Origin of the sequence: Streptomyces sp. NPDC056224, from assembly GCF_042267665.1 — a bacterium.
Lineage (GTDB): Bacteria > Actinomycetota > Actinomycetes > Streptomycetales > Streptomycetaceae > Streptomyces.
The window spans coordinates 8,888-33,387 of the sequence record NZ_JBHJTK010000041.1; the positions used below are offsets into that span (position 1 = coordinate 8,888).

25 protein-coding genes are annotated in these 24,500 nt (G+C 73.0%); 13 read left to right on the forward strand and 12 right to left on the reverse strand.

Going from position 1 to position 24,500, the window contains the following annotated elements; genetic code table 11:
• Nucleotides 1-130: 130 nt before the first annotated feature.
• Nucleotides 131-838: a class III extradiol dioxygenase subunit B-like domain-containing protein gene (locus ACFCZ1_RS31315; protein WP_376681649.1), complete on the reverse strand. Its 708-nt coding sequence runs from the start codon at nt 836-838 to the stop codon at nt 131-133.
• A 34-nt stretch (nt 839-872) separates the two neighbouring features.
• Nucleotides 873-2,390 carry a tRNA (N6-isopentenyl adenosine(37)-C2)-methylthiotransferase MiaB gene (miaB, locus tag ACFCZ1_RS31320; protein WP_376681650.1) on the reverse strand — a complete coding sequence of 506 codons (1,518 nt, stop codon included), beginning with the start codon at nt 2,388-2,390 and terminating at the stop codon, nt 873-875.
• 82 nt (nt 2,391-2,472) lie between these two features.
• Between miaB and ACFCZ1_RS31325 the strand changes: the two genes are divergently transcribed.
• A complete protein-coding gene (locus ACFCZ1_RS31325; RefSeq protein ID WP_376681651.1) occupies nt 2,473-3,468 on the forward strand; it encodes a TAXI family TRAP transporter solute-binding subunit in 996 nt (331 codons plus the stop codon).
• A 10-nt stretch (nt 3,469-3,478) separates the two neighbouring features.
• Here ACFCZ1_RS31325 and ACFCZ1_RS31330 read toward each other — a convergent pair whose 3' ends face one another.
• Nucleotides 3,479-4,504 carry an ROK family protein gene (locus ACFCZ1_RS31330; protein ID WP_376681652.1) on the reverse strand — a complete coding sequence of 342 codons (1,026 nt, stop codon included), beginning with the start codon at nt 4,502-4,504 and terminating at the stop codon, nt 3,479-3,481.
• A gap of 21 nt (nt 4,505-4,525) precedes the next feature.
• Entirely contained in the window at nt 4,526-5,605 is a 1,080-nt protein-coding gene (locus tag ACFCZ1_RS31335) for a LacI family DNA-binding transcriptional regulator (protein ID WP_376681653.1), read from the reverse strand.
• 285 nt (nt 5,606-5,890) lie between these two features.
• Between ACFCZ1_RS31335 and ACFCZ1_RS31340 the strand changes: the two genes are divergently transcribed.
• Together ACFCZ1_RS31340 and ACFCZ1_RS31345 are read left to right on the forward strand one after the other, a co-directional pair.
• Nucleotides 5,891-7,144, forward strand: coding sequence for a glycosyl hydrolase (locus tag ACFCZ1_RS31340; RefSeq protein WP_376681654.1), 1,254 nt, complete (start codon nt 5,891-5,893; stop codon nt 7,142-7,144).
• Between the two features lie 23 nt (nt 7,145-7,167).
• Nucleotides 7,168-9,339 (forward strand): endo-beta-N-acetylglucosaminidase, encoded by a 2,172-nt coding sequence (locus ACFCZ1_RS31345; RefSeq protein ID WP_376681655.1) that lies wholly within the window; start codon nt 7,168-7,170, stop codon nt 9,337-9,339.
• Between the two features lie 5 nt (nt 9,340-9,344).
• Here ACFCZ1_RS31345 and ACFCZ1_RS31350 read toward each other — a convergent pair whose 3' ends face one another.
• Entirely contained in the window at nt 9,345-10,757 is a 1,413-nt protein-coding gene (locus ACFCZ1_RS31350; protein ID WP_376681656.1) for an ATP-binding protein, read from the reverse strand.
• Nucleotides 10,758-10,769: 12 nt separating this feature from the next.
• Nucleotides 10,770-11,486 (reverse strand): response regulator transcription factor, encoded by a 717-nt coding sequence (locus tag ACFCZ1_RS31355; protein ID WP_376681657.1) that lies wholly within the window; start codon nt 11,484-11,486, stop codon nt 10,770-10,772.
• A 278-nt stretch (nt 11,487-11,764) separates the two neighbouring features.
• On the opposite strand from ACFCZ1_RS31355, the gene ACFCZ1_RS31360 reads away from it, so the two are divergent.
• The 8 genes from ACFCZ1_RS31360 to ACFCZ1_RS31395 all read left to right on the forward strand — a co-directional run bounded on the left by ACFCZ1_RS31360 (nt 11,765) and on the right by ACFCZ1_RS31395 (nt 18,033).
• Nucleotides 11,765-12,550: an amino acid ABC transporter ATP-binding protein gene (locus ACFCZ1_RS31360; RefSeq protein ID WP_376681658.1), complete on the forward strand. Its 786-nt coding sequence runs from the start codon at nt 11,765-11,767 to the stop codon at nt 12,548-12,550.
• Nucleotides 12,551-12,670: 120 nt separating this feature from the next.
• Nucleotides 12,671-13,522, forward strand: a complete 852-nt coding sequence (locus ACFCZ1_RS31365) for a glutamate ABC transporter substrate-binding protein (RefSeq protein ID WP_376681659.1) — start codon at nt 12,671-12,673, stop codon at nt 13,520-13,522.
• Between the two features lie 83 nt (nt 13,523-13,605).
• Nucleotides 13,606-14,280, forward strand: coding sequence for an amino acid ABC transporter permease (locus ACFCZ1_RS31370; RefSeq protein ID WP_376681660.1), 675 nt, complete (start codon nt 13,606-13,608; stop codon nt 14,278-14,280).
• The gene (locus ACFCZ1_RS31375; protein WP_376681661.1) at nt 14,277-15,170 is read left to right on the forward strand and encodes an amino acid ABC transporter permease; all 894 of its coding nucleotides are present in this window, start codon (nt 14,277-14,279) and stop codon (nt 15,168-15,170) included. Before ACFCZ1_RS31370 ends, ACFCZ1_RS31375 begins: the two co-directional genes overlap by 4 nt.
• Nucleotides 15,171-15,323: 153 nt before the next feature.
• Nucleotides 15,324-16,913 carry an FAD-dependent monooxygenase gene (locus tag ACFCZ1_RS31380; protein ID WP_376681662.1) on the forward strand — a complete coding sequence of 530 codons (1,590 nt, stop codon included), beginning with the start codon at nt 15,324-15,326 and terminating at the stop codon, nt 16,911-16,913.
• Between the two features lie 32 nt (nt 16,914-16,945).
• Nucleotides 16,946-17,032 carry a putative leader peptide gene (locus ACFCZ1_RS31385; RefSeq protein WP_311318651.1) on the forward strand — a complete coding sequence of 29 codons (87 nt, stop codon included), beginning with the start codon at nt 16,946-16,948 and terminating at the stop codon, nt 17,030-17,032.
• Nucleotides 17,033-17,110: 78 nt separating this feature from the next.
• Nucleotides 17,111-17,644, forward strand: a complete 534-nt coding sequence (locus ACFCZ1_RS31390) for a cysteine dioxygenase (RefSeq protein ID WP_376681663.1) — start codon at nt 17,111-17,113, stop codon at nt 17,642-17,644.
• Entirely contained in the window at nt 17,641-18,033 is a 393-nt protein-coding gene (locus ACFCZ1_RS31395) for a rhodanese-like domain-containing protein (RefSeq protein ID WP_376681664.1), read from the forward strand. The genes ACFCZ1_RS31390 and ACFCZ1_RS31395 overlap by 4 nt, the downstream gene beginning before the upstream one ends.
• Before the next feature lie 58 nt (nt 18,034-18,091).
• Here the strand turns inward: ACFCZ1_RS31395 and recX are convergent, their stop codons facing one another.
• Together recX and recA are read right to left on the reverse strand one after the other, a co-directional pair.
• On the reverse strand, nt 18,092-18,655 hold the full coding sequence (gene recX / locus ACFCZ1_RS31400; protein ID WP_376681665.1) for a recombination regulator RecX: 564 nt from the start codon (nt 18,653-18,655) through the stop codon (nt 18,092-18,094).
• A 3-nt stretch (nt 18,656-18,658) separates the two neighbouring features.
• A complete protein-coding gene (gene recA, locus ACFCZ1_RS31405; protein WP_376681666.1) occupies nt 18,659-19,768 on the reverse strand; it encodes a recombinase RecA in 1,110 nt (369 codons plus the stop codon).
• A gap of 340 nt (nt 19,769-20,108) precedes the next feature.
• Here recA and ACFCZ1_RS31410 point away from each other — a divergent pair, with 340 nt between their 5' ends.
• Nucleotides 20,109-20,864 carry a Clp protease N-terminal domain-containing protein gene (locus tag ACFCZ1_RS31410; protein ID WP_376681667.1) on the forward strand — a complete coding sequence of 252 codons (756 nt, stop codon included), beginning with the start codon at nt 20,109-20,111 and terminating at the stop codon, nt 20,862-20,864.
• Here ACFCZ1_RS31410 and ACFCZ1_RS31415 read toward each other — a convergent pair.
• Entirely contained in the window at nt 20,818-21,906 is a 1,089-nt protein-coding gene (locus ACFCZ1_RS31415) for an AI-2E family transporter (RefSeq protein WP_376681690.1), read from the reverse strand. The genes ACFCZ1_RS31410 and ACFCZ1_RS31415 overlap by 47 nt on opposite strands.
• Nucleotides 21,907-22,240: 334 nt before the next feature.
• The gene (locus ACFCZ1_RS31420) at nt 22,241-22,435 is read right to left on the reverse strand and encodes a DUF3046 domain-containing protein (RefSeq protein ID WP_266783889.1); all 195 of its coding nucleotides are present in this window, start codon (nt 22,433-22,435) and stop codon (nt 22,241-22,243) included.
• Nucleotides 22,436-22,516: 81 nt separating this feature from the next.
• On the opposite strand from ACFCZ1_RS31420, the gene ACFCZ1_RS31425 reads away from it, so the two are divergent.
• Nucleotides 22,517-23,497 carry a hypothetical protein gene (locus tag ACFCZ1_RS31425; RefSeq protein WP_376681668.1) on the forward strand — a complete coding sequence of 327 codons (981 nt, stop codon included), beginning with the start codon at nt 22,517-22,519 and terminating at the stop codon, nt 23,495-23,497.
• On the opposite strand, the gene ACFCZ1_RS31430 is transcribed toward ACFCZ1_RS31425, so the two are convergent.
• Complete coding sequence (locus tag ACFCZ1_RS31430) at nt 23,466-23,774, reverse strand: AzlD domain-containing protein (protein WP_376681669.1); 309 nt, start codon at nt 23,772-23,774, stop codon at nt 23,466-23,468. The two genes, ACFCZ1_RS31425 and ACFCZ1_RS31430, sit on opposite strands and share 32 nt — an antisense overlap.
• Entirely contained in the window at nt 23,771-24,472 is a 702-nt protein-coding gene (locus ACFCZ1_RS31435; RefSeq protein ID WP_376681691.1) for an AzlC family ABC transporter permease, read from the reverse strand. The genes ACFCZ1_RS31430 and ACFCZ1_RS31435 overlap by 4 nt, the downstream gene beginning before the upstream one ends.
• Between the last annotated feature and the right edge of the window lie 28 nt (nt 24,473-24,500).

The window sequence follows — 24,500 nt, forward strand, 5'->3', positions numbered from 1 at the left end:
CCCCCCCCCCCCCCCCCGGGGGGGGCCCCCCCCCGCGCCCGCCCGTTCCGTCCGGCGGGCCGGTATGGGGGCGGGCCCCCGCCCCGGCCCCCCCGCCCCTTCGTCGCGCGTGCGGGGCCGGAAAGGGCCCCTACGACCAGGCGGCGACGAAATAGCCCACGCCGTACGGCGCGTCCTCGTACAGCAGCCGCCCGTCGAGGCCCGCTCCCTCGGCCGCGCCCGCCAGCACCTGCCACGGAGCCCGGCCGGCGGCCTGCAGCTCGGCCGCGAGCCGCGCGTCGAGTGCGGTGAGCGCGGCGACGTCGGCCGTGCCCAGCGCGCGGGCGGCGGCCGCGTCGAAGGCGGCGGCGCGCTCGTCGAGGTAGCCGGGGGCCTTCAGGGTCCGGCAGGCACTGCCGTCGCCCATGACCAGCAGGGCCACCCGGGCGTCGCGCGCGGCGAGCTCCCGGCCTGCTTCGAGGCACCGGGCGGTCTCCATCGGCTCCCCGACGCCGAGCCCCTCGACGGGGGCGGCGCCCCAGCCCGCGCGGCGCAGCAGCCAGGCGCCGACGGCGAGCGACGGGGGCAGCAGGCGCGGCCCTTCCTCGCCCTCTCCGAGCTGTACGCCGGCCTCGACGCCGAATCCGTGGAAGGTGCCGCGGGCGCCCTGCGGGTAGGGCCCGCGGTGGTCCTGGTCGGCGGCCCCGACCACGACCAGCAGGTCGGGCCGGGAGGCGGCGAGCACCGCGAGCGCGTCGGAGCAGGCGGTACGGGCGTCGCCGAGTTCGGCGGCGGCCCCCGCGGCGACCTCCGGCACGAGCAGCGGCGGGGCGGGACAGACGGCAGCGGCTACGAGCATGATCCGCAGCCTAGCCGTCCGCGCCGGGACGGCGTCAGTCGATCGCGCAGCCCGAGACCGCCGCCGGCAGCGGGGCCGGGACGCCCAGGGTCGGGATGCCGAGCATGACGCCCGCCGGCTGGGCCGGGGCGGCGTTGCGCTTCTCCCACGCGTCGCCGGCGCGGGTGCGGCGCACGGTCCGCGTGGGGCCCTCGGCGAGCAGGTGGTGGGGGGCCGCGTAGGTGATGTCCACGGTGACCACGTCACCGGGGCGGACCTCGGCGTCCGGCTTCGTGAAGTGGACCAGGCGGTTGTCGGGGGCGCGGCCCGACAGGCGGTGCGTGGCGCCGTCCTTGCGGCCCTCGCCCTCCGCGACCATGACCTCCAGGGTGCGGCCGACCTGCTTCTTGTTCTCCTCCCAGGAGATCTCCTCCTGGAGGGCGACCAGGCGCATGTAGCGGTCCTGGACGACCTCCTTGGGGATCTGCCCGTCCATGTCGGCCGCGGGGGTGCCGGGCCGCTTGGAGTACTGGAAGGTGAAGGCGCTGGCGAAGCGGGCCTCGCGCACGGTGTGCATCGTCTGCTGGAAGTCCTCCTCCGTCTCACCGGGGAAGCCCACGATGATGTCGGTGGAGATCGCCGCGTGCGGGATGGCGGTGCGGACCTTCTCGATGATGCCGAGGAACCGCTCCTGCCGGTACGACCGGCGCATCGCCTTGAGGATCGGGTCCGATCCGGACTGCAGCGGCATGTGGAGCTGCGGCATCACGTTCGGGGTCTCGGCCATCGCCGCGATCACGTCGTCCGTGAAGTCGCGGGGGTGCGGGGAGGTGAAGCGGACCCGCTCCAGGCCCTCGATCTGCCCGCAGGCGCGCAGCAGCTTGCTGAAGGCCTCGCGGTCGCCGAGGTCCGAGCCGTACGCGTTCACGTTCTGGCCGAGCAGGGTGATCTCCGAGACGCCCTCGGCGACCAGGGCCTCCACCTCGGCGAGGATGTCGCCGGGACGGCGGTCCTCCTCCTTGCCGCGCAGCGCCGGGACGATGCAGAAGGTGCAGGTGTTGTTGCAGCCGACGGAGATCGAGACCCAGGCGGCGTACGCGGACTCGCGGCGGGTCGGCAGCGTCGAGGGGAACGCCTCCAGCGATTCGGCGATCTCGACCTGCGCCTCCTCCTGGATGCGGGCGCGCTCCAGCAGCACGGGGAGCTTGCCGATGTTGTGCGTGCCGAAGACGACGTCGACCCAGGGGGCCCGCTTGACGATCGTGTCGCGGTCCTTCTGCGCGAGGCAGCCGCCGACGGCGATCTGCATGCCGGGGCGCTTGGTCTTCATCGGGGCGAGCCGGCCGAGGTTGCCGTACAGCTTGTTGTCGGCGTTCTCGCGCACGGCGCACGTGTTGAACACCACCACGTCGGCGTCGCCGTCGGAGCCCTCGGGCGCGCGCGTGTAGCCCGCTCCCTCCAGCAGACCGGCCAGCCGCTCGGAGTCGTGCACGTTCATCTGGCACCCGTAGGTGCGCACCTCGTATGTTCCCTTGACGTCCACTGCCGTGCTCCGGTCGCTGCTGCTGGTCATGCCACAAGGGTAGGCGGTAGCCGGGAGCGCTCCGGTCTGCCTCCTCGTGACAGGACGGCGCCCGGGTGGCAGGATCGCGGCCATGCCTCTCGTACCGCCCCGGATCAGCAGGCGCCAAGCCCTGCGGGCCCTGGTGGCCGTACTCGCCGTGCTCGGTGTCCTGCTCTGGTGGCTGAAACCGTTCGGGAAGCCGGAGCTCAAGGGTGAGCTGACCTTCAGTACGGGCGTCAGGACGGGGGTCTACCACCGGTACGGGCAGCTGCTGGAGCAGCAGCTGCGGCAGGACATGCCCGGGATGAGCGTGCGGCTGGAGACCAGCGAGGGCTCGCAGCAGAACCTCCAGCGGGTGGCCGCCGGGGAGGCGGACTTCACGGTGGCCACGGCCGACGCGGTCGCCAAGTACCGGCAGGAGCGCAAGCCCGGGGCGGACGACCTGCGCGGCTGCGCGCGGCTCTACGACGACTACGTGCAGTTGGTCGTCCCCGCCGGGTCGCCGGTGCAGTCGACGCGGGACCTGCGCGGCAAGCGCGTCGCGATAGGCCAGGCGGGATCCGGGGTGCGGCTGATCTCCGACCGGCTGCTGACGGCGGCCGGGCTGGATTCGGCCCATGACATCACCCCGGTGTCCATCGGCATCGACACCATGCCGGCCGAGCTGGAGGCCGGCCGGATCGACGCGTTCTTCTGGTCCGGCGGCCTCCCCACGAACGCGGTGCGCGAGCTCTCGGAACGGTTCGACATCCGGCTCGTGCAGCTCGGCGACCTGGTGGAGCCGCTGCAGGCGAGCGGAAGCCCGGCGCGCTACTACCGGGCGGCCGTGATGCCGCAGGACGCCTACGCGCGGGCGCGCAACACCAGCGCGGTGGCGACCCTGGCGGTGCCGAACCTGCTGGTGACCACGGAGAAGATGGACCCCGAGCTGACGGAGCGGTTCACGCGGACGGTGATCCTCAGCCGCGACGGCATCGGGCACGAGGTGCACGCGGCGCAGCTCGTGGACCTCCGGACGGCCATCTACACCGCCCCTCTCGACCTGCACGAGGGCGCGATGCGGTACTACCGCTCGGTCAAGCCCTGAGCCCCGGCCGTCACGAGGACGGCAGGAGCATCGTCGCGGCGGCGGCCGCTCCGATCAGGCCCGCGTGCGTGCCCAGGCTCGCCGGGACCACCCGCACACCGCGCGCGAAGGACAGCGTGGCGTAGGCGGCGAGGTGCCTGCGGATCGGGGCGAAGAGGGTCTCGCCGGAGGCGGCGACACCGCCCCCGATGACCGCGATGTCCGTCTCGACGAGGGTCGCGGTGGCCGCGATGGCGGCCGCCAGGGCGCGGCCCGCGCGGTCGAAGGCGGCCAGGGCGACCGGGTCGCCCGCCTCGGCGGCCTCGGCCACGCCGGCCGCCGAGGCGTCGCCGCCTGGCTCGGCCGGGGTCCAGCCCTGGGCCAGGGCCCAGCGGGCGATGGCGGTGCCGGAGGCGATCGACTCGACGCAGCCGTGGCCGCCGCAGGCGCAGGGTTCCCCGTCGAAGGCGACGCTGATGTGGCCGATGTGACCGGCGTTGCCGGTGGGGCCGGGGTGGAGCCGGTTGTTCAGGATGAGGCCGCCGCCGACGCCGGTGGAGACCACCATGCACAGCGCGTTCGCGTGGCCCCGGGCCGCGCCCAGCCAGTGTTCCGCCGCGGTCATCGCCACGCCGTCACCGGCCAGTACGGTCGGCACCGCCGCCCCGCGCGCCCCTCGTGCCCCGCGCGCCGCGAGCTCCGCCTCGACCCGGGCCTGGACCGGGAACTCCCGCCACGCCCCGATGTTGACCGGGCTGACCGTGCCCCGGGAGGCGTCCACCGGGCCGGCGCTGCCGATCCCGCAGCGGACCGCCGACGGCCACAGCGGCGAGCGGGACAGCTCGGCGACGACCTCGGCCACCGCCGCCATGACGGCGTCCTCGTCCCTGTCCGCACCGCGCGGGGTCGGGCGGCGGGTCGTGGCCGACATCGTGCCGTCGGGGTGCACCAGCGCCCCGGCGATCTTCGTTCCGCCGATGTCGATCGCCACCGTCAGGCCGTCGGCCGCGGCGCCGGCTCGCGGTGTGGGGCGGGGGGCGGTGGTGGGGGTGGTCACGGTGGCGGCTCCAGGAAGGGGTCAGGATTCAGTATGCGCCGCGGGCGCGGCCGTACTCTCGCGCGGTTGCAGGCGCGGTTGCTCGCTCTGGCGCACCCCGGCCGGTCCTCCCGCGAGGACGGCGAGGAGTTCCTCGGCGGCGAGGCGGCCGAAGCCCGCGGTGTCCCGCACGAGGGCGGTGAGCCGGGGGTGGGTGACCCGGCAGAGCGCGGAGTCGTCCCAGGCGACGATCGAGAGCCTGCCCGGTACGGGGACGGCCAGTTCGGCGGCGACCGCGATCCCGGCGACGGCCATCACGTCGTTGTCGTAGACGAGCGCGGTGGGGGGCTCGGGCTCGGCGAGGACCCGGCGGGTGGCCGCCGCGCCCTCGGCGTCGGAGTAGTCGGTCACCACGGAGCGCACCCGGTCGGGACCGAGGCCGCGGCGTGCGGCCTCGGTCCGCAGCGACTCGATCCGGCGGGCCGTGTGGGCGAGGCCCGGGAGCCCGGCGATGTGGACGATCCGGCGGTGGCCCAGCCCGTGGAGGTGGTCCAGGACCTGGGCCATGGCCCCGGCGTCGTCGGCCCGGACCGAGGAGAGGGTGTCCGCGGGGCGGGAGGGGTCGCGGGAGCGGTCGCGGGAGGGGTCGCGGGAGGGCTCTCCACCCACCATGACGGCCGGCAGGGCCAGCTGCCGGAGGAGCTCCGGTCGCGGGTCCGTCATGCGCGGGTCGACGACGAGGACACCGTCGACCCGCCGCTCGGCCCACCAGCGGCGGTAGACGGCGCATTCGGCGTCGATGTCCTCGACGACCTGGAACAGCAGGGCGGTCCGGGCGGCGGAGAGCACCTCCTGTATGCCCGAGACGAGCTGGAGGAAGAAGGACTCGACCCCGAGCGTGTGCGCGGGCCGCGCGAGGACGAGTCCGACGGCCCCGGAGCGCTCGCCGGACAGCGCGCGGGCGGCGCTGTTGGCCTGCCAGCCGAGCTCTTCCGCGACGCGGCGGATCCGGGCACGGGTGTCCTGGGACACGCCCGGCCGGTCGTTGAGCGCGAAGGACACGGCGCTCTCCGACACCCCCGCCCGGCGGGCGATGTCCTTGATCGTGGGTCTGCGGGCCATGGCCTGCCTCATCCTCCGGTGACGCGGACTGCGATGGCCAGACCGTACGCGATCGCGCCCCGGCGGGAGGCCGTGACCGAAATACCGCTGTCCATTTTCGTCCGTCACTTTGCGGCCGGGCGCAGCTAAAGCGCATTAGTTTCCAGAGGTTCTGATGAACAGAACCCTTGTGCCAGCAGGACTGAAGCGCATAAGTAAGCGGCCTTGAGGCGCTGTTGACTTTCCCCGTCCGCACCGGCAGGTTGTGGCCCACCCGGTGAACTCCCCAGAACTCCAGGACGCCTCGTGCACGGACACGCGCTCCGATTCGGCGCCAACTACACGCCGTCCCGCGGCTGGTTCCACCACTGGCTGGACTTCGACCTCGACGAGGTCAGGGCCGACCTCGACTCGATCGCCGCGCTCGGGCTGGACCACGTCCGCGTGTTCCCGCTGTGGCCGGTGTTCCAGCCGAACCGGACGCTGGTCCGGCCGCGCGCGGTCGAGCAGCTGGTCGCGCTCGCCGATGCGGCCGCCGAGCGCGGCCTCGACGTCGGCGTGGACGGCCTGCAGGGCCACTTGTCGAGCTTCGACTTCCTACCCGCCTGGACCCGGACCTGGCACCGGCGCAACATCTTCACCGACCCGGACGTGGTAGCCGGCCAGGAGGAGTACCTGCGCACGCTGGCCGGCGCCCTCGCCGACCGGCCGAACTTCCTGGGCATGACGGTGGGCAACGAGATCAACCAGTTCGCCGGCGCCCCCCACCCCGACCCCGACGTGATCACCCGGGAGCAGGCGGGCCACTGGCTGGAGCGGATGCTCGCCGCCTGCGAGGAGGGGGCGCCCGGGCGGTTCCACCTGCACGCCGAGTACGACGCCGCCTGGTACCGGGACGGGCACCCCTTCACCGTCGCCCAGGCCGCGCGGCTGGGTGCGGCCACCGCCGTGCACTCCTGGGTGTTCAACGGCACCGCACAGCGCCACGGACCGGCGGGGACGGCGACCGAGCACCACGCCGCGTACCTGATCGAGCTGTCGAAGGCCTGGGCGCTGGACCCGCACCGGCCGGTGTGGCTGCAGGAGGTCGGCGCTCCCGCGCCGCTGATCGGCGAGGAGCGCGCGGCCCGGTTCACCGAGGCCACCGTGGCGAACGCGCTGGACTGCCCGGACGTGTGGGGCGTGACCTGGTGGTGCTCGCACGACGTGTCGCGCGGGCTCGCCGACTTCCCGGAGCTGGAGTACGGCCTCGGCCTGCTCACCAACGACCGCCGGACCAAGCCGGCCGGCGCCGCCATCGCGCGGATCACCGAGCGGTGGCGGGGCCGCGAGCACCGGCCGGCCGTACGGTCCACCGCGCTGGCGGTCGACGTCGGCGGGGCGGAGGCGGCGCCGCGGCGTTCGGTCTGCGCTCCGGGCGGCGCGTTCTTCGAGGCCTGGGCGGCGCTCACCGCGGACGGGGTACGGCCCGCGGTGGTGCTGGCCGAGCTCGCCGAGGATCCCGCGCACCTTTCCGCACGCGGCATCACCGAGGTACTGCGCGTCCCCGACCTGACCTGACGCCCCCTTCCGGAGGAGCCCGTATGTCCGAGACCGGCAACGGAGTCGATCCCCGTACACCCGAGCCCGCGCCCGAGCCCGCGCCCGTGCCCGTGCCCTCCTCCGTTCGGCCGCCGACCCGGCGCGCCGTACTGGCCGCCGGGGCCGGGGCGGCCGCGCTGCTGGGCGCCCCGGCCCTCGCGCCCGCCGCCTGGGCCGCGCCCGCTGCCCCGGCCCCACCGGCCCCACCGGCCCCCGCCGACCTGGCCCCGTACGCCTCGTACTGGTTCCCCGACTCGCTCCCCGAGGGCGCCCCCGGCCCCGGGGTCGTGTGGCGCTCGCTCAAGCGGTGGACTCCGGAGAGCGACCCCGATCTCGCCCACAACACCGCGACCGTGCCGCTCGCGCCGCGCTTCACGCCGGTGCCACCGCATCCGGGCGCCCGCGCCGGGCAGGCCAAGATCGCCTCCCTCGTCTCCTTCGGGCCCACCGCGCAGAACCCGTCCCAGGGCTCGGCGACCGCCGACTACTACGCGCTCACGCACTGGGCGTACATCGACGAGCTGGTCTTCTGGGGCGGCTCCTCCGGCGAGGGCATCGTGCTCGCGCCGAACGCGCCCGTGGTCGACGCCGCCCACCGCAACGGGGTCCGCGTCCTGGGCAACGTGTTCCTGCCGCCCGCGCCCTACGGCGGGGACCTCCAGTGGACCCGCGACCTGGTCCAGCGCGACTCCCTGGGCCGTTTCCCGATCGCGGAGCAGCTGGTGCGGGTGGCGGGCGCATACGGCTTCGACGGCTGGTTCGTCAATGCCGAGACCGACGGCGGCGACAGCGAACTCGCCTCCAGGATGCAGGAGTTCCTCCGGGCCCTGCGCGCGGCGGGCGAGCCCCACGGCCTGCGGATCACCTGGTACGACGCAATGGACACCACCGGCCGGGTCGGCTGGCAGGGCGCCCTCAACGAGCTCAACCAGGAGTTCTTCGAGGACCGTGCCGGGAGGGTCGCGGACACGATGTTCGTCGACTTCCGCTGGACGCCGCAGACCCTGGCCGCGTCCGGCGCGCTCGCGCAGCGCCTCGGCCGCTCGCGCCACGAATTGTGGGCCGCCGTGGACACGGAGGCCAACGGCTGGAATTCCGCCGTCCGCTGGGACGCGATCATCCCTCGCGAGGGCGACCACGTCGTCAGCTACGGCTTCTACCGGCCCGAGTGGACCCGAAACCACCTCACCGACCGCTCCCCCGGGGCCTTCCACCGCGCCGACGACCGGTTCTGGACGGGGGAGTCGCTGGACCCCGCCCGCCCGGTGCCCGAAACGGACTGGCGGGCCCCCGCCACGGCCGTCGCCGACCGGTCCACGGTCACCGCGCTGCCCTTCGCCTGCGCCTTCAACACCGGGCACGGGGAGCGCTGGTACGAGGACGGCGTGGCCGTGTCCGACACGCCCTGGAACCACCTCGGGCTCCAGGACCGGCTGCCGGGCCGCCGCTGGGTCGTGGACACCGCCGGTGAGCGGCCCGCCGTGACCCTGGACTTCGCACGAGCCTGGCGCGGCGGCTCCAGCCTGCTCGTCGAGGGCACCCTGACCGCACCGGCGGCCGTAGGGCTGCACTCCACCCGGCTCCCCCTCACCCGGTCCACCGTCCTGGAGCTGGTGCACGCCACCGAGTCGGGCCCGGTCGCGGTGGAGGTCGGCGTGGCCACCCGTGAGCCGGCGGCTCCGGGCGAGCGGGTCCCGTACACGTGGATCCGCGCGCGGACCCCCGGCGCGGGGTCGGGGCTGGACTGGCACCGGTCGCGGATCGGGCTCGGGGCCCTGGCCGGGCAGACGGCGTACGGACTGGCCGTGCGGATCACCGGACGCGGGAAGAGACCCGTGGTCTGGCGGCTCGGGGCCCTGTCGCTACGCGACGCCGCCGCCGGCCGGCGCCCGGCGTCCCCCGCCGCCCTGACCGTGGACGCCGCGGCCCGCCAGGACGACCGGGTCTGGCTGCGCCTGTCGTGGCGCCGGGCGGCCGGTCCGGTCCGGCACTACGAGGTGTCCCGGGTCCTGCCCGACGGTACCCGGCGCTTTCTCGGCGGTACCTGTGGCACCGCTCTCTACCTGGCCGCCGTACCCCGGTCCGGCCGGGAGCCCGCGGCCGCCTTGGAGGTCCGGGCCGTGGACGAGCTCTACGCGGTCTCCGCCCCGGCCCGCACCGCCCTCGCCTGGTAGGTCCGTCAGGAGGAGTGGGGGTCGGTGCGCGGCACGGTCACCGTCACCCGCAGCCCGTGGGGCGGGTTCGTCTCGTACGTGAGGGACCCGCCGCCCGCGGCTAGCAGGGCGCGGGAGATCGACAGGCCGAGCCCGGAGCCCTTGATGTTCTGGTGGCGGCCGCTGCGCCAGAACCGGTCGCCGACACGGAGCAGCTCGTCCTCGTTGAGGCCGGGGCCGCGGTCGGCCACGACCACGCGGACGCTGCGCCCGGCGGCCTCGACGGACACCTCGACCTCCTCACCCGCGGGGGTGAACTTCAGGGCGTTGTCGATGACGGCGTCGAGCGCACTGGACAGGGCGATGGGGTCGGCCCAGCCGGCGACGGCGGACCGGCCCGCCTCCGTGAGCCGTACGCCCTTCTCCTCGGCGTACGGACGCCAGGAGGCGACGCGCTCGGCGGTCAGCGCCCCGATGTCGGTGAGGCTGATCTCGGCGGAGGTGTGCTCGGCCAGCGCCAGGTCCAGCAGGTCGTCGAGGACCTGCGTCAGGCGCTTGCCCTCGGCGCGCACGGAAGCGATCTCCTCGTTGCCCTCGGGGAGTTCGAGGGCGAGCAGCTCGATCCGCAGGAGCAGCGCAGCGAGCGGGTTGCGCAGCTGGTGGGAGGCGTCCGCGACGAACGCCCGCTGCTGCTCCAGTACCTCTTCGACGTTGTCGGCCATCTCGTTGAACGAAGCGGCCAGGCGTTGGAGTTCCGGCGGTCCGCCGGCGGCCGCGACCCGCGAGTTCATCCGCCCGGTGGCGATCCCGTGGGCGGCGGCGTCGAGGGTCCGCACGGGCTTGAGGACCCAGCTGGTGAGCCGCAGGGCGGCGCCGAAGGCGACCAGCATGGCGGCGGCGAGCCCGCTCGCGATGAGCAGCCAGCCCCTGAGGATCCGGGCGCGCATGAGGTCGGTGGGCGACTCGGTGGCGACGACGGCGACCACGTCCCCGTCGAGGACCACGGGGGAGGCGACGAGCAGCTTGCCGTGGGCCTGCCAGGGCCACACCTGCGGCGGATCGTGGCTGCGCCGCCCGGCGAGCGCCTCCTCGAAGGCGCGGCGGCCCTCTCCGCCCTCGGGCAGCTCCCACCAGCTGGGGGAGCGGGCGATGGCGTTGTCGTCGCGGCGGAAGATGCCGACGCGGATGCCGTACAGCTCCTGGTAGCGGGCCAGTTCGAGCTGGAGGATGTCGCGGCGCTCGCCGGCGCCGGTGGATCCGGCGCCCTCGGCGTCGATGACGAACTGGGCCAGGGCGGCGAAGCGGGCACTGTCGTCGATGCGGTCGACGACCACCCGCTGCTGCTGCCCGGCGGCCAGGCTCACGGCGAGCGGGAAGCCCAGCGCGAGGAGCGTGCCCGCCATGAGGACGACGAGCAGCGGGAGGAGCCTGGCGCGCACGACGGGACCCCGCTAGGGGGCGGCCGGGGCGACGAGCCGGTAGCCCACCCCGCGGACGGTCTCGATGAGGGCGGGCATGCGCAGCTTGGAGCGCAGCGAGGCGACGTGGACCTCCAGGGTGCGCCCGGTCCCCTCCCAGCTGGTGCGCCAGACCTCGCTGATGATCTGCTCGCGGCGGAAGACGACGCCGGGCCGCTGCGCGAGCAGGGCCAGCAGGTCGAACTCCTTGCGGGTGAGGGGTACGTCCGCGCCGTCGACGCTGACCCGGCGGGTGGGCAGCTCGATGCTGACGGGGCCGAGCCTGACGACGGCGGGGTTGCCCGCCCCGGTGGCGGCGGCCTCCTCGGAGGCGCCGGTGCGCCGGGCGACGGCGTGGATGCGGGCGAGGAGCTCGCCGGTGTCGTAGGGCTTGGTCACGTAGTCGTCGGCGCCCATGTTCAGGCCGTGGATGCGGGAGCGCACGTCGGCCCGCGCGGTCACCATGATGACGGGCGTGGCGGTGCGCTTGCGGATCTTGCCGCACACCTCGTAGCCGTCCTGGTCGGGCAGGCCGAGGTCGAGCAGGATCACCCCGTACGGAGGCGCGGCCGGCTTGGCTCCGGCGGGCAGCAGGGCCTGCAGGGCCTCCTCGCCGTTACGGGCGTGGGTGACCTGGAAGCCGTGCCGGGCGAGGATCGCGGACAGGGCGGCGGCGACGTGGTCGTCGTCCTCGACGAGCAGCAGTCTCAAGTCGTCCCCCTCTCCTTCTCTCGGTCTTCGGATTCCGTACGTTGCAGGGCCACCCTGCATCCATGCCGATGCGGACGCCCACGTCAAGGGGGTTCCGGTCCGGCGCGCCTACCGTTATGGACCCGGTACGACGGAACCGGGTGCCACGCCGGTGCCGCGCACGGAGCGTATCCGGGCGAGGCCGGATCGTTATGCTCAATTCTCCCTCAGATGTGATGACGTTGTGCGCGTCACGTCACTACTGTCCTCCCAACCGAGGAGGACGGAGCAAGAAGCCGATGAGCGGAGTATCAGTGACCAAGGACGTGCAGGACGCGGCCGGTGCCGCGGACGACCTGGTTGTACTGAGCAACGTCAACAAGCACTTCGGCGCGCTGCACGTGCTTCAGGACATCGAACTGAGCATTGCCCGCGGTGAGGTCGTCGTGGTGATCGGTCCTTCGGGATCGGGCAAGTCCACGCTGTGCCGGACCATCAACCGGCTGGAGACGATCGACTCCGGCACCATCACGCTCGACGGCAAGGAGCTGCCCTCGGAGGGCAGGGAACTCGCCCGGCTGCGCGCCGACGTCGGCATGGTGTTCCAGTCGTTCAATCTCTTCGCGCACAAGACGGTGCTGGAGAACGTCATGCTGGGCCAGGTCAAGGTCCGCGGGACGGACAAGGCCGAGGCGCGCGAGAAGGCCCTGGCCCTGCTGGACCGGGTCGGTGTCGGCTCTCAGGCCGACAAGTACCCGGCGCAGCTCTCCGGCGGCCAGCAGCAGCGCGTGGCGATCGCCCGTGCGCTGGCCATGGAGCCGAAGGTGATGCTGTTCGACGAGCCGACCTCGGCGCTCGACCCGGAAATGATCAACGAGGTGCTGGAGGTCATGCAGCAGCTCGCCCGGGAGGGAATGACGATGGTGGTCGTCACGCACGAGATGGGCTTCGCCCGCTCCGCGGCCAACCGCGTCGTCTTCATGGCCGACGGAAAGATCGTCGAAGAGGCCGCCCCCGAGCAGTTCTTCAGCAACCCGCGCAGCGACCGGGCCAAGGACTTCCTGTCGAAGATCCTGCACCACTGAGAGTCCGGTCTGGTAGTCATCCGGTGACGGACCACCGCCGGGCCGGCTTCGGCCTGCCCGCGCATGCGCCCGTACGCGTCGCTCGTCGTTCAACAACGTCTCATCCGAGGGAAGTTCACCATGAAGATCTCCAAGGCTGCCGCGGCCGCGGCCGTCGCCGTTGCTCTCGCCCTGACCGCGACCGCCTGTGGCGGCAGCGACAAGGCCGCCAGTGACGGCGGTGCGTCCGGTGACGCCAAGAAGGACAAGATCGTCGTCGGCATCAAGTTCGACCAGCCCGGTCTGGGCCTCAAGACCCCGGACGGCAAGTACACCGGCTTCGACGTCGACGTCGCGAAGTACGTGGCCAAGGAGCTCGGCTACCAGCCCGACCAGATCGAGTTCAAGCAGGCCGTCAGCGCCGAGCGCGAGAACCTGATCTCCAACGGTGACGTGAAGCTGGTCGTCGCCACTTACACGATCAACGAGAAGCGCAAGCAGCGCGTCGACTTCGCCGGCCCGTACTTCCTGGCCCACCAGGACCTGCTGGTCCGCGCCGACGACAACTCGATCACCAAGGCCGAGGACCTCAACAAGAAGAAGCTCTGCTCGGTCACCGGCTCCACCTCCGCGCAGAACGTCAAGACCAAGCTGGCCCCCGAGGCCGACCTGCAGGAGTACCCGGGCTACTCCGAGTGCCTGACCGGCCTGGAGAACAAGGCCGTCGACGCGGTCACCACGGACGGCTCGATCCTCGCCGGCTTCGCGGCGCAGGAGAAGAACAAGGGCAAGTTCAAGCTCGCCGGTCTGAAGCTCAGCGACGAGCCCTACGGCATCGGTCTGAAGAAGGGCGACAAGGAGCTCCAGACCAAGGTCAACGCCGCGCTGAAGAAGATGGTCGAGGACGGTTCCTGGCAGAAGGCGGTGGACGCGAACTTCGGTCCCGCCGGCTACAAGGCGGACCCGGCCCCGCAGATCACCGAAGGCAGCTGATTCATCGGTGAGGGACGCCGCCGCCCGCCGGTCTGGGGCGGCGGCGTGCCTCACCGGCCATCCTGGGGAGAGCGCAGGGCAACGTGTTCGACTTTCTTACTTCCGGGCAGTACGACGTGCTCGGAGCGTTCTGGGTGAACGTTCAGCTCACCCTCTACTCCGCGGTCGGCTCCCTGATCTGGGGCCTGATGCTGGCCGGGATGCGGGTCAGTCCGGTCCCGCTGATGCGGGGCTTCGGTACCGCGTACGTCAACGTCGTGCGCAACACGCCGTTGACCCTGCTGATCCTCGGCTGCTCGCTGGGCTTGTACCAGACCCTGAGCATCACGCTCGGCGGCGGAACCTCCAAGGAGATCGGCTTCCGCCTCGCGATCCTGGGTCTGATCGCCTACACCGGCACGTTCGTCTGTGAGGCGCTGCGCTCGGGCATCAACACCGTGCCCGTGGGGCAGGCCGAGGCGGCCCGCGCGCTGGGGCTGAGCTTCTTCCAGGTGCTCACCCTGATCGTGCTCCCCCAGGCCTTCCGTGCGGTCATCGGGCCCCTGACGAACGTACTGATCGCCCTCACCAAGAACACCACGGTGGCGGCGACGATCGGCGTGGCCGAGGCGGCCCTGCTGATGAAGGAAATGCTGGAGAACGAGGCGGACGCGATCTTCGCTGTCTTCGCGGTCTTCGCTCTCGGCTTCGTCCTGCTGACCCTGCCCACCGGCCTGCTGCTGGGCTGGGTGGCCAAGCGAGTGGCGGTGAAGCGATGACTTCCGTTCTGTACGACACCCCCGGCCCCAAGGCCAAGGTTCGCAACTGGATCTACACAGGCGTCTTCGCGGTACTCGTCGCGCTGGCCCTGTGGTGGATCCTGGACCGGATGGCCGAGAAGAACCAGCTCGAGGCCGACAAGTGGTCCCCGTTCGTCACGGACAGCCAGATCTGGACGACGTTCCTGCTGCCCGGCCTCGGTGAGACCCTCAAGGCCGGCGTGATCGCCATGGTGATCGCACTGCCGCTCGGCGCACTCCTCGGCATCGCCCGGCTCTCCGAGCACGCATGGGTGCGGGTCCCGGTCGGCGCGGTCGTGGAGTTCTTCCGCGCCATCCCGGTCCTCATCTTGATGATCTTCAGCTCCGCGCTGTACGTCATGCTCGGCACGGTCAGCTCCGACCTGCGGCCGCTGTACGCGGTGGTCACCGGTCTCGTCCTGTACAACGCGGCGGTCATCGCCGAGATCGTCCGGGCCGGCATCCTGTCGCTGCCGCGCGGCCAGACGGACGCGGCCAAGGCAATCGGCATGCGCAAGGGCCAGATGATGGCGTACATCCTGGTCCCGCAGGCCGTCACGGCGATGCTGCCCGCGTTGGTCAGCCAGCTCGTGGTGATCCTCAAGGACACCGCGCTCGGCGGCGCGTTCCTGGGCTTCGCCGACCTGATGTCGATGAACCGGCAGATCTCCGCCAACTACAGCAACACCATCGCGACCATGGTCGTGATCGGCCTGCTGTACATCGTGGTGAACTTCGCCCTGACCACTCTGGCCTCCTGGCTGGAGAAGCGGCTGCGCCAGTCGAAGAAGGGCACGGGCGCCGTGGTCGAGGCCGATGTGGCCGAAGTCGACGCGGGCGGCGCCGCCGGCGTGGGCAAGGCACCCTGACGCCCGGTCAGTACACTGGCACGACACGTGTGGTGCGGCGGGACTCTTCCGCCGCACCACACGGCGTTGTCCGGACGGGTGTCACTTGACGCGGGCACCTTCAGTCGGTTGCATACGTTCTGTGATCACATACCGGACACCGGGAGCCACATCATGGACCCGGTGATCGTCGTCGGCGCGGGGCCCGTGGGCCTGGCGCTGTCCCTCGCCCTGGCCGGCCAGGGCGTACCCTCCGTCGTGCTCGACGAAGGGCCCGGCAACGAGGAGTCCCGTCCCGCCCGTACGGTCGTCCTGCACGCCGACACCGCGGCCATGGCGCACCGGCTGGGCTGTACGACCCTGCGCTACGAGGGGGCGTACTTCGCCGCCTGGCGCACCATGCGGCGCAGCCGCCCCGCGCAGCGCAGCACCTTCGACGACGGCCCGGCTCCGCTGCACCTGCCGCAGCACGCCCTGACGCGCGGCCTGCGCGAGGCCGCCACCGCGCACCCGCTCGTCCAGCTGGTCACCGACAGCCGGCTGGACTCCGTGGAGCAGGACGACCGCGGGGTCACCGCGCACACCCGGGGCGCGCAGGCCACGTGGTGGCGCGGGAGTTACCTGGTCGGCTGCGACGGCGCCCGGTCCACCGTGCGCAAGCTGCTCGGCATCCGCTTCCCCGGCCGCACCGCCGTGGAGCGCTGCGCCGTGGCCGCCCTGCGCACCGAACTGCCGTGGCCCGGCGAGGCCTTGCTGCACCGCAACCCGCCGTCCGGACCCGAGGAGGTCACCTCCCGGCCGCTGCCCGACGGGGTGTGGCGCCTGGACTGGCTGCTCCCGGCGCGCGGGGATCTCGTCACGCCCGACGCGCTGGTGACCCTCATCCGGGACACCCTCGCGGTGTGGTGCGGGGGCACGACTCCCCCGTACGACCTCATCGACACCGGGGTCCACACCTTGCACCACCGCCTCGCGCGTCGCTGGCGCGACGGCCGCGCCTTCCTCGCCGGGGACGCCGCACACCTGCTGGGCGCCCTCGGCACCCAAGGGGTGGAGGAGGGGCTGCGGGACGCCGAGAACCTCGCGTGGAAGCTGTCCCTGGCCTGGCACCAGGGGGCCTCCGAGGAACTGCTCGACAGCTACGAGGGCGAGCGGCGCACCGCGGTCGCCGCCCGGCTGCGCGCGGCCGACCAGGCGATGCCGGTGCTTCGCGCCGGCGGCGGCCTTCGCACCTACCTGCCCGGCGCCTCGCGATCCGCCGAATCCCTGCTCACCGACGGCCACCTGGGGCGGGGGCCGCTGGGTGCGGCGCCGGCGTACGCCCCGCCGGTGGCCGTACGCGAGGTCCCGACGGCCACGGAACCCGGCGGCCCGGTGGCGAACGTACCGGTGACCGCGCCCGACGGGTCGACCGTGCCGCTGCGCGACCTGCTGGGACAGGGGCGGCTGCTGGTGGTCCTGGTCGCGCCGGGCACCGGGGTCTGGGACCGGCGCCACTGGCTCGGCGCCGGTCTGATGCCCCGCCTCGCGGCGGCCGTGAGCGCGCTGCCGGTCCGCACCGATCTGCTGGTCGCGGACGGCTACCCGGGGGCCCCGGCGCACACCGTGCTCCTGATCCGGCCCGACGGCCATCTGGCGGCGACCTTCGCGGGCGTGCGGCCGGCCGAACTGTACGAGGCGGCGGACGCGGTCCGGGCGGGCGCGCCCGTGTCCCGGGTAACGGCCCCCTCGTCCGCCACGACGCCGACCGCGGTGATCGATTGACCGTCCCGCGGTCTCGTGGTTCACTCGCGGACATGACCGGCAACGACGTGCGCCTGTGGCGGAGGGTCCATATGGACCTGCTCCGCTACGCGGGCTGCGTGTGTCGCCCTTCCTGCTGATTCGCCTTTCCCCCTGCGCGCCGCGTGCCGTCACCGGCCGGCGCGCACTTCCGCGAACCCCAGGAACGGTCCACTTCCATGTCTGCACCCGCCTACACCCCTGAGCCCGTGCTGGCCGGGGGCCCTACGTCCGCCGAACTCCTCGGCTTCGCCCTGCGCACCGCGGCCGACGCCGAACTCGTCGCCTCCCTGCCGCTCGACCCGCAGGGCCGCACCTGGATCCGGCTGGACGGGCCTTCCGGCAGCGAGGCGTGGCTGATCGGCTGGCCACCGGGGACCGGCACCGGCTGGCACGACCACGCCGAGTCGCGGGGCGCGTTCGCCACCGCCCGGGGCCGGCTCACCGAGCACGCGCTCGCCGTACGCCTGCCCTCCGAGGGGTGGCGGTCCCTGGAGCTCGACTCCGGACTGGACCGCAGCCGCAGCCTGGGCGCGGGCACCGGGCGGGCCTTCGGGGAGCACCACGTGCACGAGGTCCTGAACGAGTCCCCGGACGAGCACGCGATCTCCGTGCACGCCTACTACCCGCCGCTCCCGCTGATCCGTCGTTACAGCCGCAGCGGACCGGTGCTCAGCCTGGAGCACGTCGAGCGTCCGGCGGACTGGCAGTGAGCGCCCCGGTCGGCATCGACGAACTGCTGGAGCGGGTCCGCGCGAACTACACCCGCCTCGACCCGCGGGAGGCGTACGCCGCCTCCCGCTCCGGCGCGCTCCTGGTTGACATCCGCTACCAGGCGCTGCGGGACCGCGACGGCCTGATCCCGGGGGCGCTGGTGGTCGAGCGCAACGAACTGGAGTGGCGCCTGGACCCGCGGGGCAGCCATCGCGTCGCGGAGGCCACGAGCCATGACCTCCAGGTGGTGGTGATCTGCAACGAGGGGTACGCCTCCAGCCTCGCGGCAGCCTCCCTCCACGCCTTGGGCCTCCACCGCGCCACGGACCTGACCGGCGGCTTCCAGGCCTGGAAGTCGGCGGGCCTCCCGGTGACGGCTCCCCCCTGACGGCACGCCCTGGGCCGTGGCCGTGGCCCCGTCCAGCGTGGGCGGCCGGGGTCCGGTCCTACCCCGGGTACCCCAGATCGTCGGCTTCTTCGCCCTCCGCCTCCAGCGCGCGGCGGACCACTCGCAGGGCCATGCCCTCCGGGTATCCCTTGCGGGCGAGCATTCCGGCGAGCCGCCGGATCCGCTTGTCGCGCTCCAGGCCCCGGGTGGCGCGGAGCTTGCGCTCCACGAGCTCGCGGGCGGTCTGTTCCTCCTGGTCGGAGTCAAGCTGCTCCAGGGCCTCTTCCACCAGGGTGGCGTGTACCCCCTTGGTCCGGAGCTCCTGTGCGAGCGCCCGCCGGGCCAGGCCCCGGCCGCGGTGCCGGGACTCGACCCAGGCCCCGGCGAAGGCGGCGTCGTCGATCAGGCCCACCTCCTCGTACCGGGAGAGGACCTGCTGCGACACCTCCTCGGGGATGCCCCGCTTGTCCAGGGCATCCGCGAGCTGGCGCCGGGTGCGCGGGCTCCCCGTGAGCAGGCGCAGACAGATCGCCCGCGCCTGCTCCTCGGGGCTCTGGGGCGGCAGTTCCTGGCGGCGCTCCCGGCCGCTCCGGTCCTCACCGCCCCCTTCCTGCTCCCGCACGGGTCAGCTCTTGGCCACGGCGGCCTTGGCCGTCGTCTTGGCCTTCGTCGCCGGGGCGGGCACGGCGGCGGCCGTGGCGTCGGCCGCGGCAGTGCCCTCTGCGGTCTCGGCGTCCTTGCGGACGCCCACGCCCAGCTTCTCCTTGATCTTCCGCTCGATCTCGTCGGAGAGGGCGGGGTTGTCGCAGAGGAACTTCCGCGCGTTCTCCTTGCCCTGGCCGAGCTGGTCGCCCTCGTACGTGTACCAGGCGCCGGCCTTGCGCACGAAGCCGTGCTCGACGCCCATGTCGATCAGACCGCCCTCGCGGCTGATGCCGTGGCCGTAGAGGATGTCGAACTCGGCCTGCTTGAACGGCGGCGCGACCTTGTTCTTGACCACCTTGACGCGGGTGCGGTTGCCGACCGCGTCCGTGCCGTCCTTGAGGGTCTCGATGCGGCGGATGTCCAGACGCACGGAGGCGTAGAACTTCAGCGCGCGGCCACCGGTGGTGGTCTCCGGCGAGCCGAACATCACACCGATCTTCTCGCGGAGCTGGTTGATGAAGATCGCGGTGGTCTTGGACTGGTTGAGCGCACCGGTGATCTTCCGGAGCGCCTGGCTCATCAGGCGGGCCTGGAGACCCACGTGCGAGTCGCCCATCTCACCCTCGATCTCGGCGCGCGGCACCAGGGCCGCCACGGAGTCGATGACGATCAGGTCGAGGGCACCGGAGCGGACGAGCATGTCCACGATCTCCAGCGCCTGCTCGCCGGTGTCCGGCTGCGACAGGATGAGGTTGTCGGTGTCGACGCCGAGGGCCTTCGCGTACTCGGGGTCGAGCGCGTGCTCGGCGTCCACGAAGGCGACGGTGCCGCCGGCCTTCTGCGCGTTGGCCACGGCGTGCAGGGTCAGGGTCGTCTTACCGGAGGACTCCGGACCGTACACCTCGATCACGCGGCCGCGGGGCAGCCCGCCGACGCCGAGGGCGATGTCCAGCGCGGTCGACCCGGTGGGGATGACCTCGATGGGGTCGTTCGGCTTGTCGCCGAGGCGCATGACCGCACCCTTGCCGAATTGCCGTTCAATCTGTGCGAGCGCGGCGTCGAGAGCCTTCTCGCGGTCGGTGCCTGCCATGGGTTCCACCCGGTTTGCTTGAGTCGATCGCTTCACGCCATTGACGCTAATGCCTGCCACTGACAATGCGCCTCCACGACCGGTTCGGCTGTGGATAACCCATCAGAATGGATGTTCGATTTCCCTGTCAAGCGCGCCACGCGCGGGGGCGGCCCGGCCGCGGAGGCGGGCCGAGTACGCCGACAGGACCCGGGCGGCACCGACACGGGCCGCCGGGGGCCGCCCTCGCCGCGCGCGTCACGGACTCGGCGGCGCGCGGCGGGGGCGCCGACCTGCACCCCCACCCACGACTGACAACCCAAGGTTGACGCGCCTCCACTGTCAACCTAGGGTTGCACTCATGACGAACCCTTCCGTGGAACCCGTTCGCATGACCAATCCGGTACGCCTCGACGACCTGATCGAGGCCATCAAGAAGGTCCACAGCGACACCCTGGAGCAGCTCAGCGACGCCGTCGTCGCCGCCGAGCACCTCGGTGACGTGGCCGACCACCTCATCGGGCACTTCGTCGACCAGGCCCGCCGCTCCGGCGCCTCCTGGACCGACATCGGGCGCAGCATGGGCGTCACCCGCCAGGCCGCCCAGAAGCGCTTCGTCCCCAAGGCGGACAAGGAGGGCGACCCCGGCCTCGACCCCAACCAGGGCTTCGGCCGCTTCACCCCGCGCGCCCGCAACGTCGTCATGGCCGCGCAGAACGAGGCCCGCGCGGCCGGCGGCACCGAGATCCGCACCGACCATCTCGTCCTCGGCCTGCTGTCCGAGCCCGAGGGCCTCGCGGCGCTCGCCCTGAACGCCCAGGGGGTCGCGGCGGACGACGTACGCGCCGCCGTGGCCGCCGTGCTGCCCCCGCGCCAGGCGGAGGTACCCGACCTCGTCCCGTTCGACGCGTCCGCGAAGAAGGTCCTGGAGCTCACCTTCCGCGAGGCCCTGCGCCTGGGCCACGGCTACGTCGGCACCGAACACATCCTGTTCGCGCTCCTGGAGCTGGAGAACGGCGAGGGCCTGCTCAGCGGCCTCGGCGTGGACAAGGCTGCCGCCGAGGCGACCGTCACCGACGCCTTGGCAGCCGTACTCGGCGCCGGGGACGGGAAGTAGAGGCGGCCGCGCCCTCCGTCAGCGCGTACCGCTTCACGTACGCGCCGAGGAACGCCTGCAGCGTGGCGACGGCCGGGATCGCGACGAGCGCCCCGACCGCGCCCAGCAGGGCGGTGCCCGCGATGACCGACCCGAAGGCGACCGCCGGGTGGATGTCCACGGTCTTCGAGGTCAGCTTGGGCTGCAGGACGTAGTTCTCGAACTGCTGGTAGACCACCACGAATCCGAGGACGTACAACGCGTACCAGGGATCGACCGCGAAGGCGATCAGGACCGGCAGCGCGCCCGCGAGGTAGGTGCCGATGGTGGGGATGAACTGGGAGACCAGCCCCACCCACACGGCGAGCGCGGGCGCGTACGGCACGCCGAGGACCGCCAGCACGATGTAGTGCGCGATCCCGGAGATCAGGGCCATCAGCCCGCGCGAGTAGAGGTAGCCGCCCGTCTTGGCGACGGCGATCTCCCAGGCGCGCAGCACCTCGGACTGCTTGGCGGGCGGCAGTACGGAGCACAGCGCGTGCCGCAGCCGCGGTCCGTCGGCCGCGAAGTAGAAGGAGAACAGCCCGATCGTCAGCAGCTTGAAGAGCCCGCCGAGCACGGTGGCGGACACGTCGAGCACGCCGGTCGCGCTGTTCTGCACGTACTTGCGCAGCCAGTCGGAGCGCAGCAGGCTGTCCTGGATCTCCAGCCGGGACAGCTCGGTGCGGAACGTCGTGTTGATGGAGTTGATCACCCGGTCGAGGTAGCCCGGGAAGCCTTCCACCATCTCGACGATCTGCCCGGCGAGCATCGAGCCGAGCAGCGCGAGGAAGCCCGCGGTCGCGACGAACACGGCGAGGAACATCAGGAAGGTGGCGAGCCCGCGGCGCATGCCGCGGGCCGCCATCCGGGACACCGCGGGTTCGATCGCGAGCGCGAGGAAGAACGCGATCAGGATGTTGACGAGCAGCCCTATGAGCTGGTGGAAGGCCCAGCTGCCGAGCTGGAAGCAGGCGACCAGGGCGAGTACGAGGACCACGGCGCGCGGCAGCCAGCGCGGCATCCGCGCGTCCGCTCCGCCGGGGGCCGTCCCGGCCGGGCTCCCCGGACCGGCGGGCCCTCGGGCGCCTGGCGACGAGGCGGCGTCCGGGGGGCCGGTGGGGCCGCTGGAGCCGGTGGCCCCGGCCGGATCCGCCGGCCGCGGTGGCGCGCCATGGGCGTCTGCGGGCTGGTCGGTCGTCGTCTCATCACTGGCTGCCACGCCACCAAGTCTGTCCCACCGTCGGCGCGTACAGCGAAGCGGTACCCCGAAGCGGCGCCTCGTAGCGGCGTCTCGCGGACCGCCCCGTCAACGCCCGGTCGGCCCCCTCGGCCCGGTCAGCCGGGTCAGCGCGGCGTCACCGCAGCGAGGCGGGCACGTCCATGGCCGAACACACCGCGCGCCACACGTCCTTGGCCTCCCAGCCCGCGTCGAGCGCCTGGTGGACCGTGCGCCCGCCGAGCTCCGTCATGACGTGGTCCCGCGCGAAGGAGTCCGCGTAGGCCGCACCGAAGTGCTCCGCCATCCGCTCCCAGAAAATCGTCAACCGCATGCCACCAGTATTCCGCCCCGGAGAGTGCACCCACCCCGTTCGTCCCCCGTCGCCGCACCACGGCGTCCTACGGTTTCTCGCATGTCTGGAGACCAAGCTCCCCCAGCGGCCGCTCCGGCGGCCACGGCCCCGCTGGCCCGCGCCGAGCGGTTCATCTGGCTCACGGCCCGCGTGCTGGAACAGCGGCGGTTCGCGTTCCACTTCCTCGACGGGGACCCCGACGCGGTGGACACCGCCCTCGGCTCCTACCTCAACGACGACGGCGGCTACGGACACGCCCTCGATCCGGACCTGCGGGGCCCGCTCAGCCACCCCCTGCACACCGCGCACGCGCTGCGCGTCCTGGACGGCCTGGGCCGCTGCGCCGGGCAGCGCATCGAGAGGCTCTGCCGCCACCTGACCCGGGTCTCCACCCCGGAGGGCGCCCTTCCGGTGGTCTCGGCGGCCCCGCACGGCTACCCCGCCGCCCCCTACCACCCGGTGTACGACGACCCGCCGGGCGAACTGCTGACCACGGGCCCGGTCGTCGGCCTGCTGCACCGCAACAAGATCTGGCACGCCTGGCTGTTCCGGGCCACGGACTTCTGCTGGGACCGGGTCGAAAGCCTGCACCACTCGCATCCGTACGAGGTCCAGAGCGCGGTGGCCTTCCTCGACGGCGCCCCCGACCGGGCACGGGCGGTGGCGGCCGCGGACCGGCTGGGGCGGCTGGTGCGCGAGCGGCGGCTCGCGGTGCTCGATCCGGTGCGGCGGGCGGAGTACCCGGCGGCCCCCGGTTACGCGCCCGGCGAGCACCTCTTCCCGCACGACTTCGCGCGGCGCCCGGAGTCGGTGGCGCGCGGCTGGTTCACGGACGAGGAGATGCACCGCTCGCTGGACTTCCTGGCCGCGGAGCAGCAGCCGGACGGCGGCTGGCCGGTACACCGAAGGGCCTGGGCGCCGGGCAGCTCGCTGGAGCGGCGCCCGATCGCCACGCTGGAGGCTCTGCTCACGCTGCGCGCGTACGGGCGCCTGCCGACCGGGAGGGGGGTCAGCCTCCCAGGGCCCGTACCCCCGCGGTGACGACGACGGCGGCGGCGACCACGACGAGGAAGGGCGCCCGCAGCAGCAGCGCGAGCGCCGCCGCCGCGAGTCCGGCCGCGCGGGCGTCGAGGACGAGCTCGTGGCCGGTGCTGAAGGTCTGCTGGGCGGTGAGCGCGGCGAGCAGGGCGACGGGCAGCAGGGCGGAGAGCCGGCGCACCAGCGGCCGCTCCAGGGCCCCGGCGGGGACGAGCAGCCCGGCGAGCTTGACGGCGTAGCAGCCGAGGACGGTGAGTCCGATGGCGATCCAGACGTTCACGAGCGGCGTCCCTTCATCCACAGCACGGCGGGCGCGGCCAGCGCGGCGATCAGCACGGGTACCCCGGCGGGCAGCACGGGCAGGAATCCCAGTCCGAGGACGAGCGCGAGCCCGGCGACGGCCCGCTCGGTGGAGGACTTCAGCATCGGCGCGAGGAGGGCCAGGAAGACGGCGGGTCCGGCGGCGTCCAGACCCCACGCGGCGGTGTCCCCGATGGCCTCGGCGCCGAGCGCCCCGAGCAGGGTGGTGAGGTTCCACAGGACGTAGAGGCTGAGCCCGGTGACGGTGAACCCGAGCCGGGCCGACCTGCGGTCCCGCTGGGCCAGCGCCACGGCGGTGGTCTCGTCGATGACCCAGTGGGCGGCGAAGGGCCGTACGGCGCGCGGCAGCGCCAGCAGTTGCGACAGCCGCAGCCCGTAGAAGGCGTTGCGCGTCCCGAGGAAGAAGGCCCCGGCGGCGGCGGTGAACGGGTTGCCGCCGGCAGCCAGCGCCCCGACCAGCGCGAACTGCGAGGCTCCGGTGAAGACGAGCAGGCTCAGGACGCAGGCCTGCAGCACACTGACCCCGGATCCCGCGGCGGTCACCCCGAACGCGAACCCGGACAGCCCGACGGCCACCCCCACCCCGAGCGCGTCCCGCACGACGGCGGCCCGCGGCCGCCCGGCGGCGACCCCCTCGGGGGCCTCCTGTATGACCATCTGATGTTCTCCCACGCCCTGAAGCTAC

Coding starts and splice junctions, on each gene's coding strand:
- ACFCZ1_RS31315 (WP_376681649.1), bottom strand. CDS start 838: ATGCTCGTAGCCGCTGCCGTCTGTCCCGCCCCGCCGCTGCTCGTGCCG.
- miaB (WP_376681650.1), bottom strand. CDS start 2,390: ATGACCAGCAGCAGCGACCGGAGCACGGCAGTGGACGTCAAGGGAACA.
- ACFCZ1_RS31325 (WP_376681651.1), top strand. CDS start 2,473: ATGCCTCTCGTACCGCCCCGGATCAGCAGGCGCCAAGCCCTGCGGGCC.
- ACFCZ1_RS31335 (WP_376681653.1), bottom strand. CDS start 5,605: ATGGCCCGCAGACCCACGATCAAGGACATCGCCCGCCGGGCGGGGGTG.
- ACFCZ1_RS31345 (WP_376681655.1), top strand. CDS start 7,168: ATGTCCGAGACCGGCAACGGAGTCGATCCCCGTACACCCGAGCCCGCG.
- ACFCZ1_RS31360 (WP_376681658.1), top strand. CDS start 11,765: ATGAGCGGAGTATCAGTGACCAAGGACGTGCAGGACGCGGCCGGTGCC.
- ACFCZ1_RS31365 (WP_376681659.1), top strand. CDS start 12,671: ATGAAGATCTCCAAGGCTGCCGCGGCCGCGGCCGTCGCCGTTGCTCTC.
- ACFCZ1_RS31375 (WP_376681661.1), top strand. CDS start 14,277: ATGACTTCCGTTCTGTACGACACCCCCGGCCCCAAGGCCAAGGTTCGC.
- ACFCZ1_RS31380 (WP_376681662.1), top strand. CDS start 15,324: ATGGACCCGGTGATCGTCGTCGGCGCGGGGCCCGTGGGCCTGGCGCTG.
- ACFCZ1_RS31385 (WP_311318651.1), top strand. CDS start 16,946: ATGACCGGCAACGACGTGCGCCTGTGGCGGAGGGTCCATATGGACCTG.
- ACFCZ1_RS31390 (WP_376681663.1), top strand. CDS start 17,111: ATGTCTGCACCCGCCTACACCCCTGAGCCCGTGCTGGCCGGGGGCCCT.
- recA (WP_376681666.1), bottom strand. CDS start 19,768: ATGGCAGGCACCGACCGCGAGAAGGCTCTCGACGCCGCGCTCGCACAG.
- ACFCZ1_RS31410 (WP_376681667.1), top strand. CDS start 20,109: ATGACGAACCCTTCCGTGGAACCCGTTCGCATGACCAATCCGGTACGC.
- ACFCZ1_RS31415 (WP_376681690.1), bottom strand. CDS start 21,906: ATGCCGCGCTGGCTGCCGCGCGCCGTGGTCCTCGTACTCGCCCTGGTC.
- ACFCZ1_RS31420 (WP_266783889.1), bottom strand. CDS start 22,435: ATGCGGTTGACGATTTTCTGGGAGCGGATGGCGGAGCACTTCGGTGCG.
- ACFCZ1_RS31425 (WP_376681668.1), top strand. CDS start 22,517: ATGTCTGGAGACCAAGCTCCCCCAGCGGCCGCTCCGGCGGCCACGGCC.
- ACFCZ1_RS31435 (WP_376681691.1), bottom strand. CDS start 24,472: ATGGTCATACAGGAGGCCCCCGAGGGGGTCGCCGCCGGGCGGCCGCGG.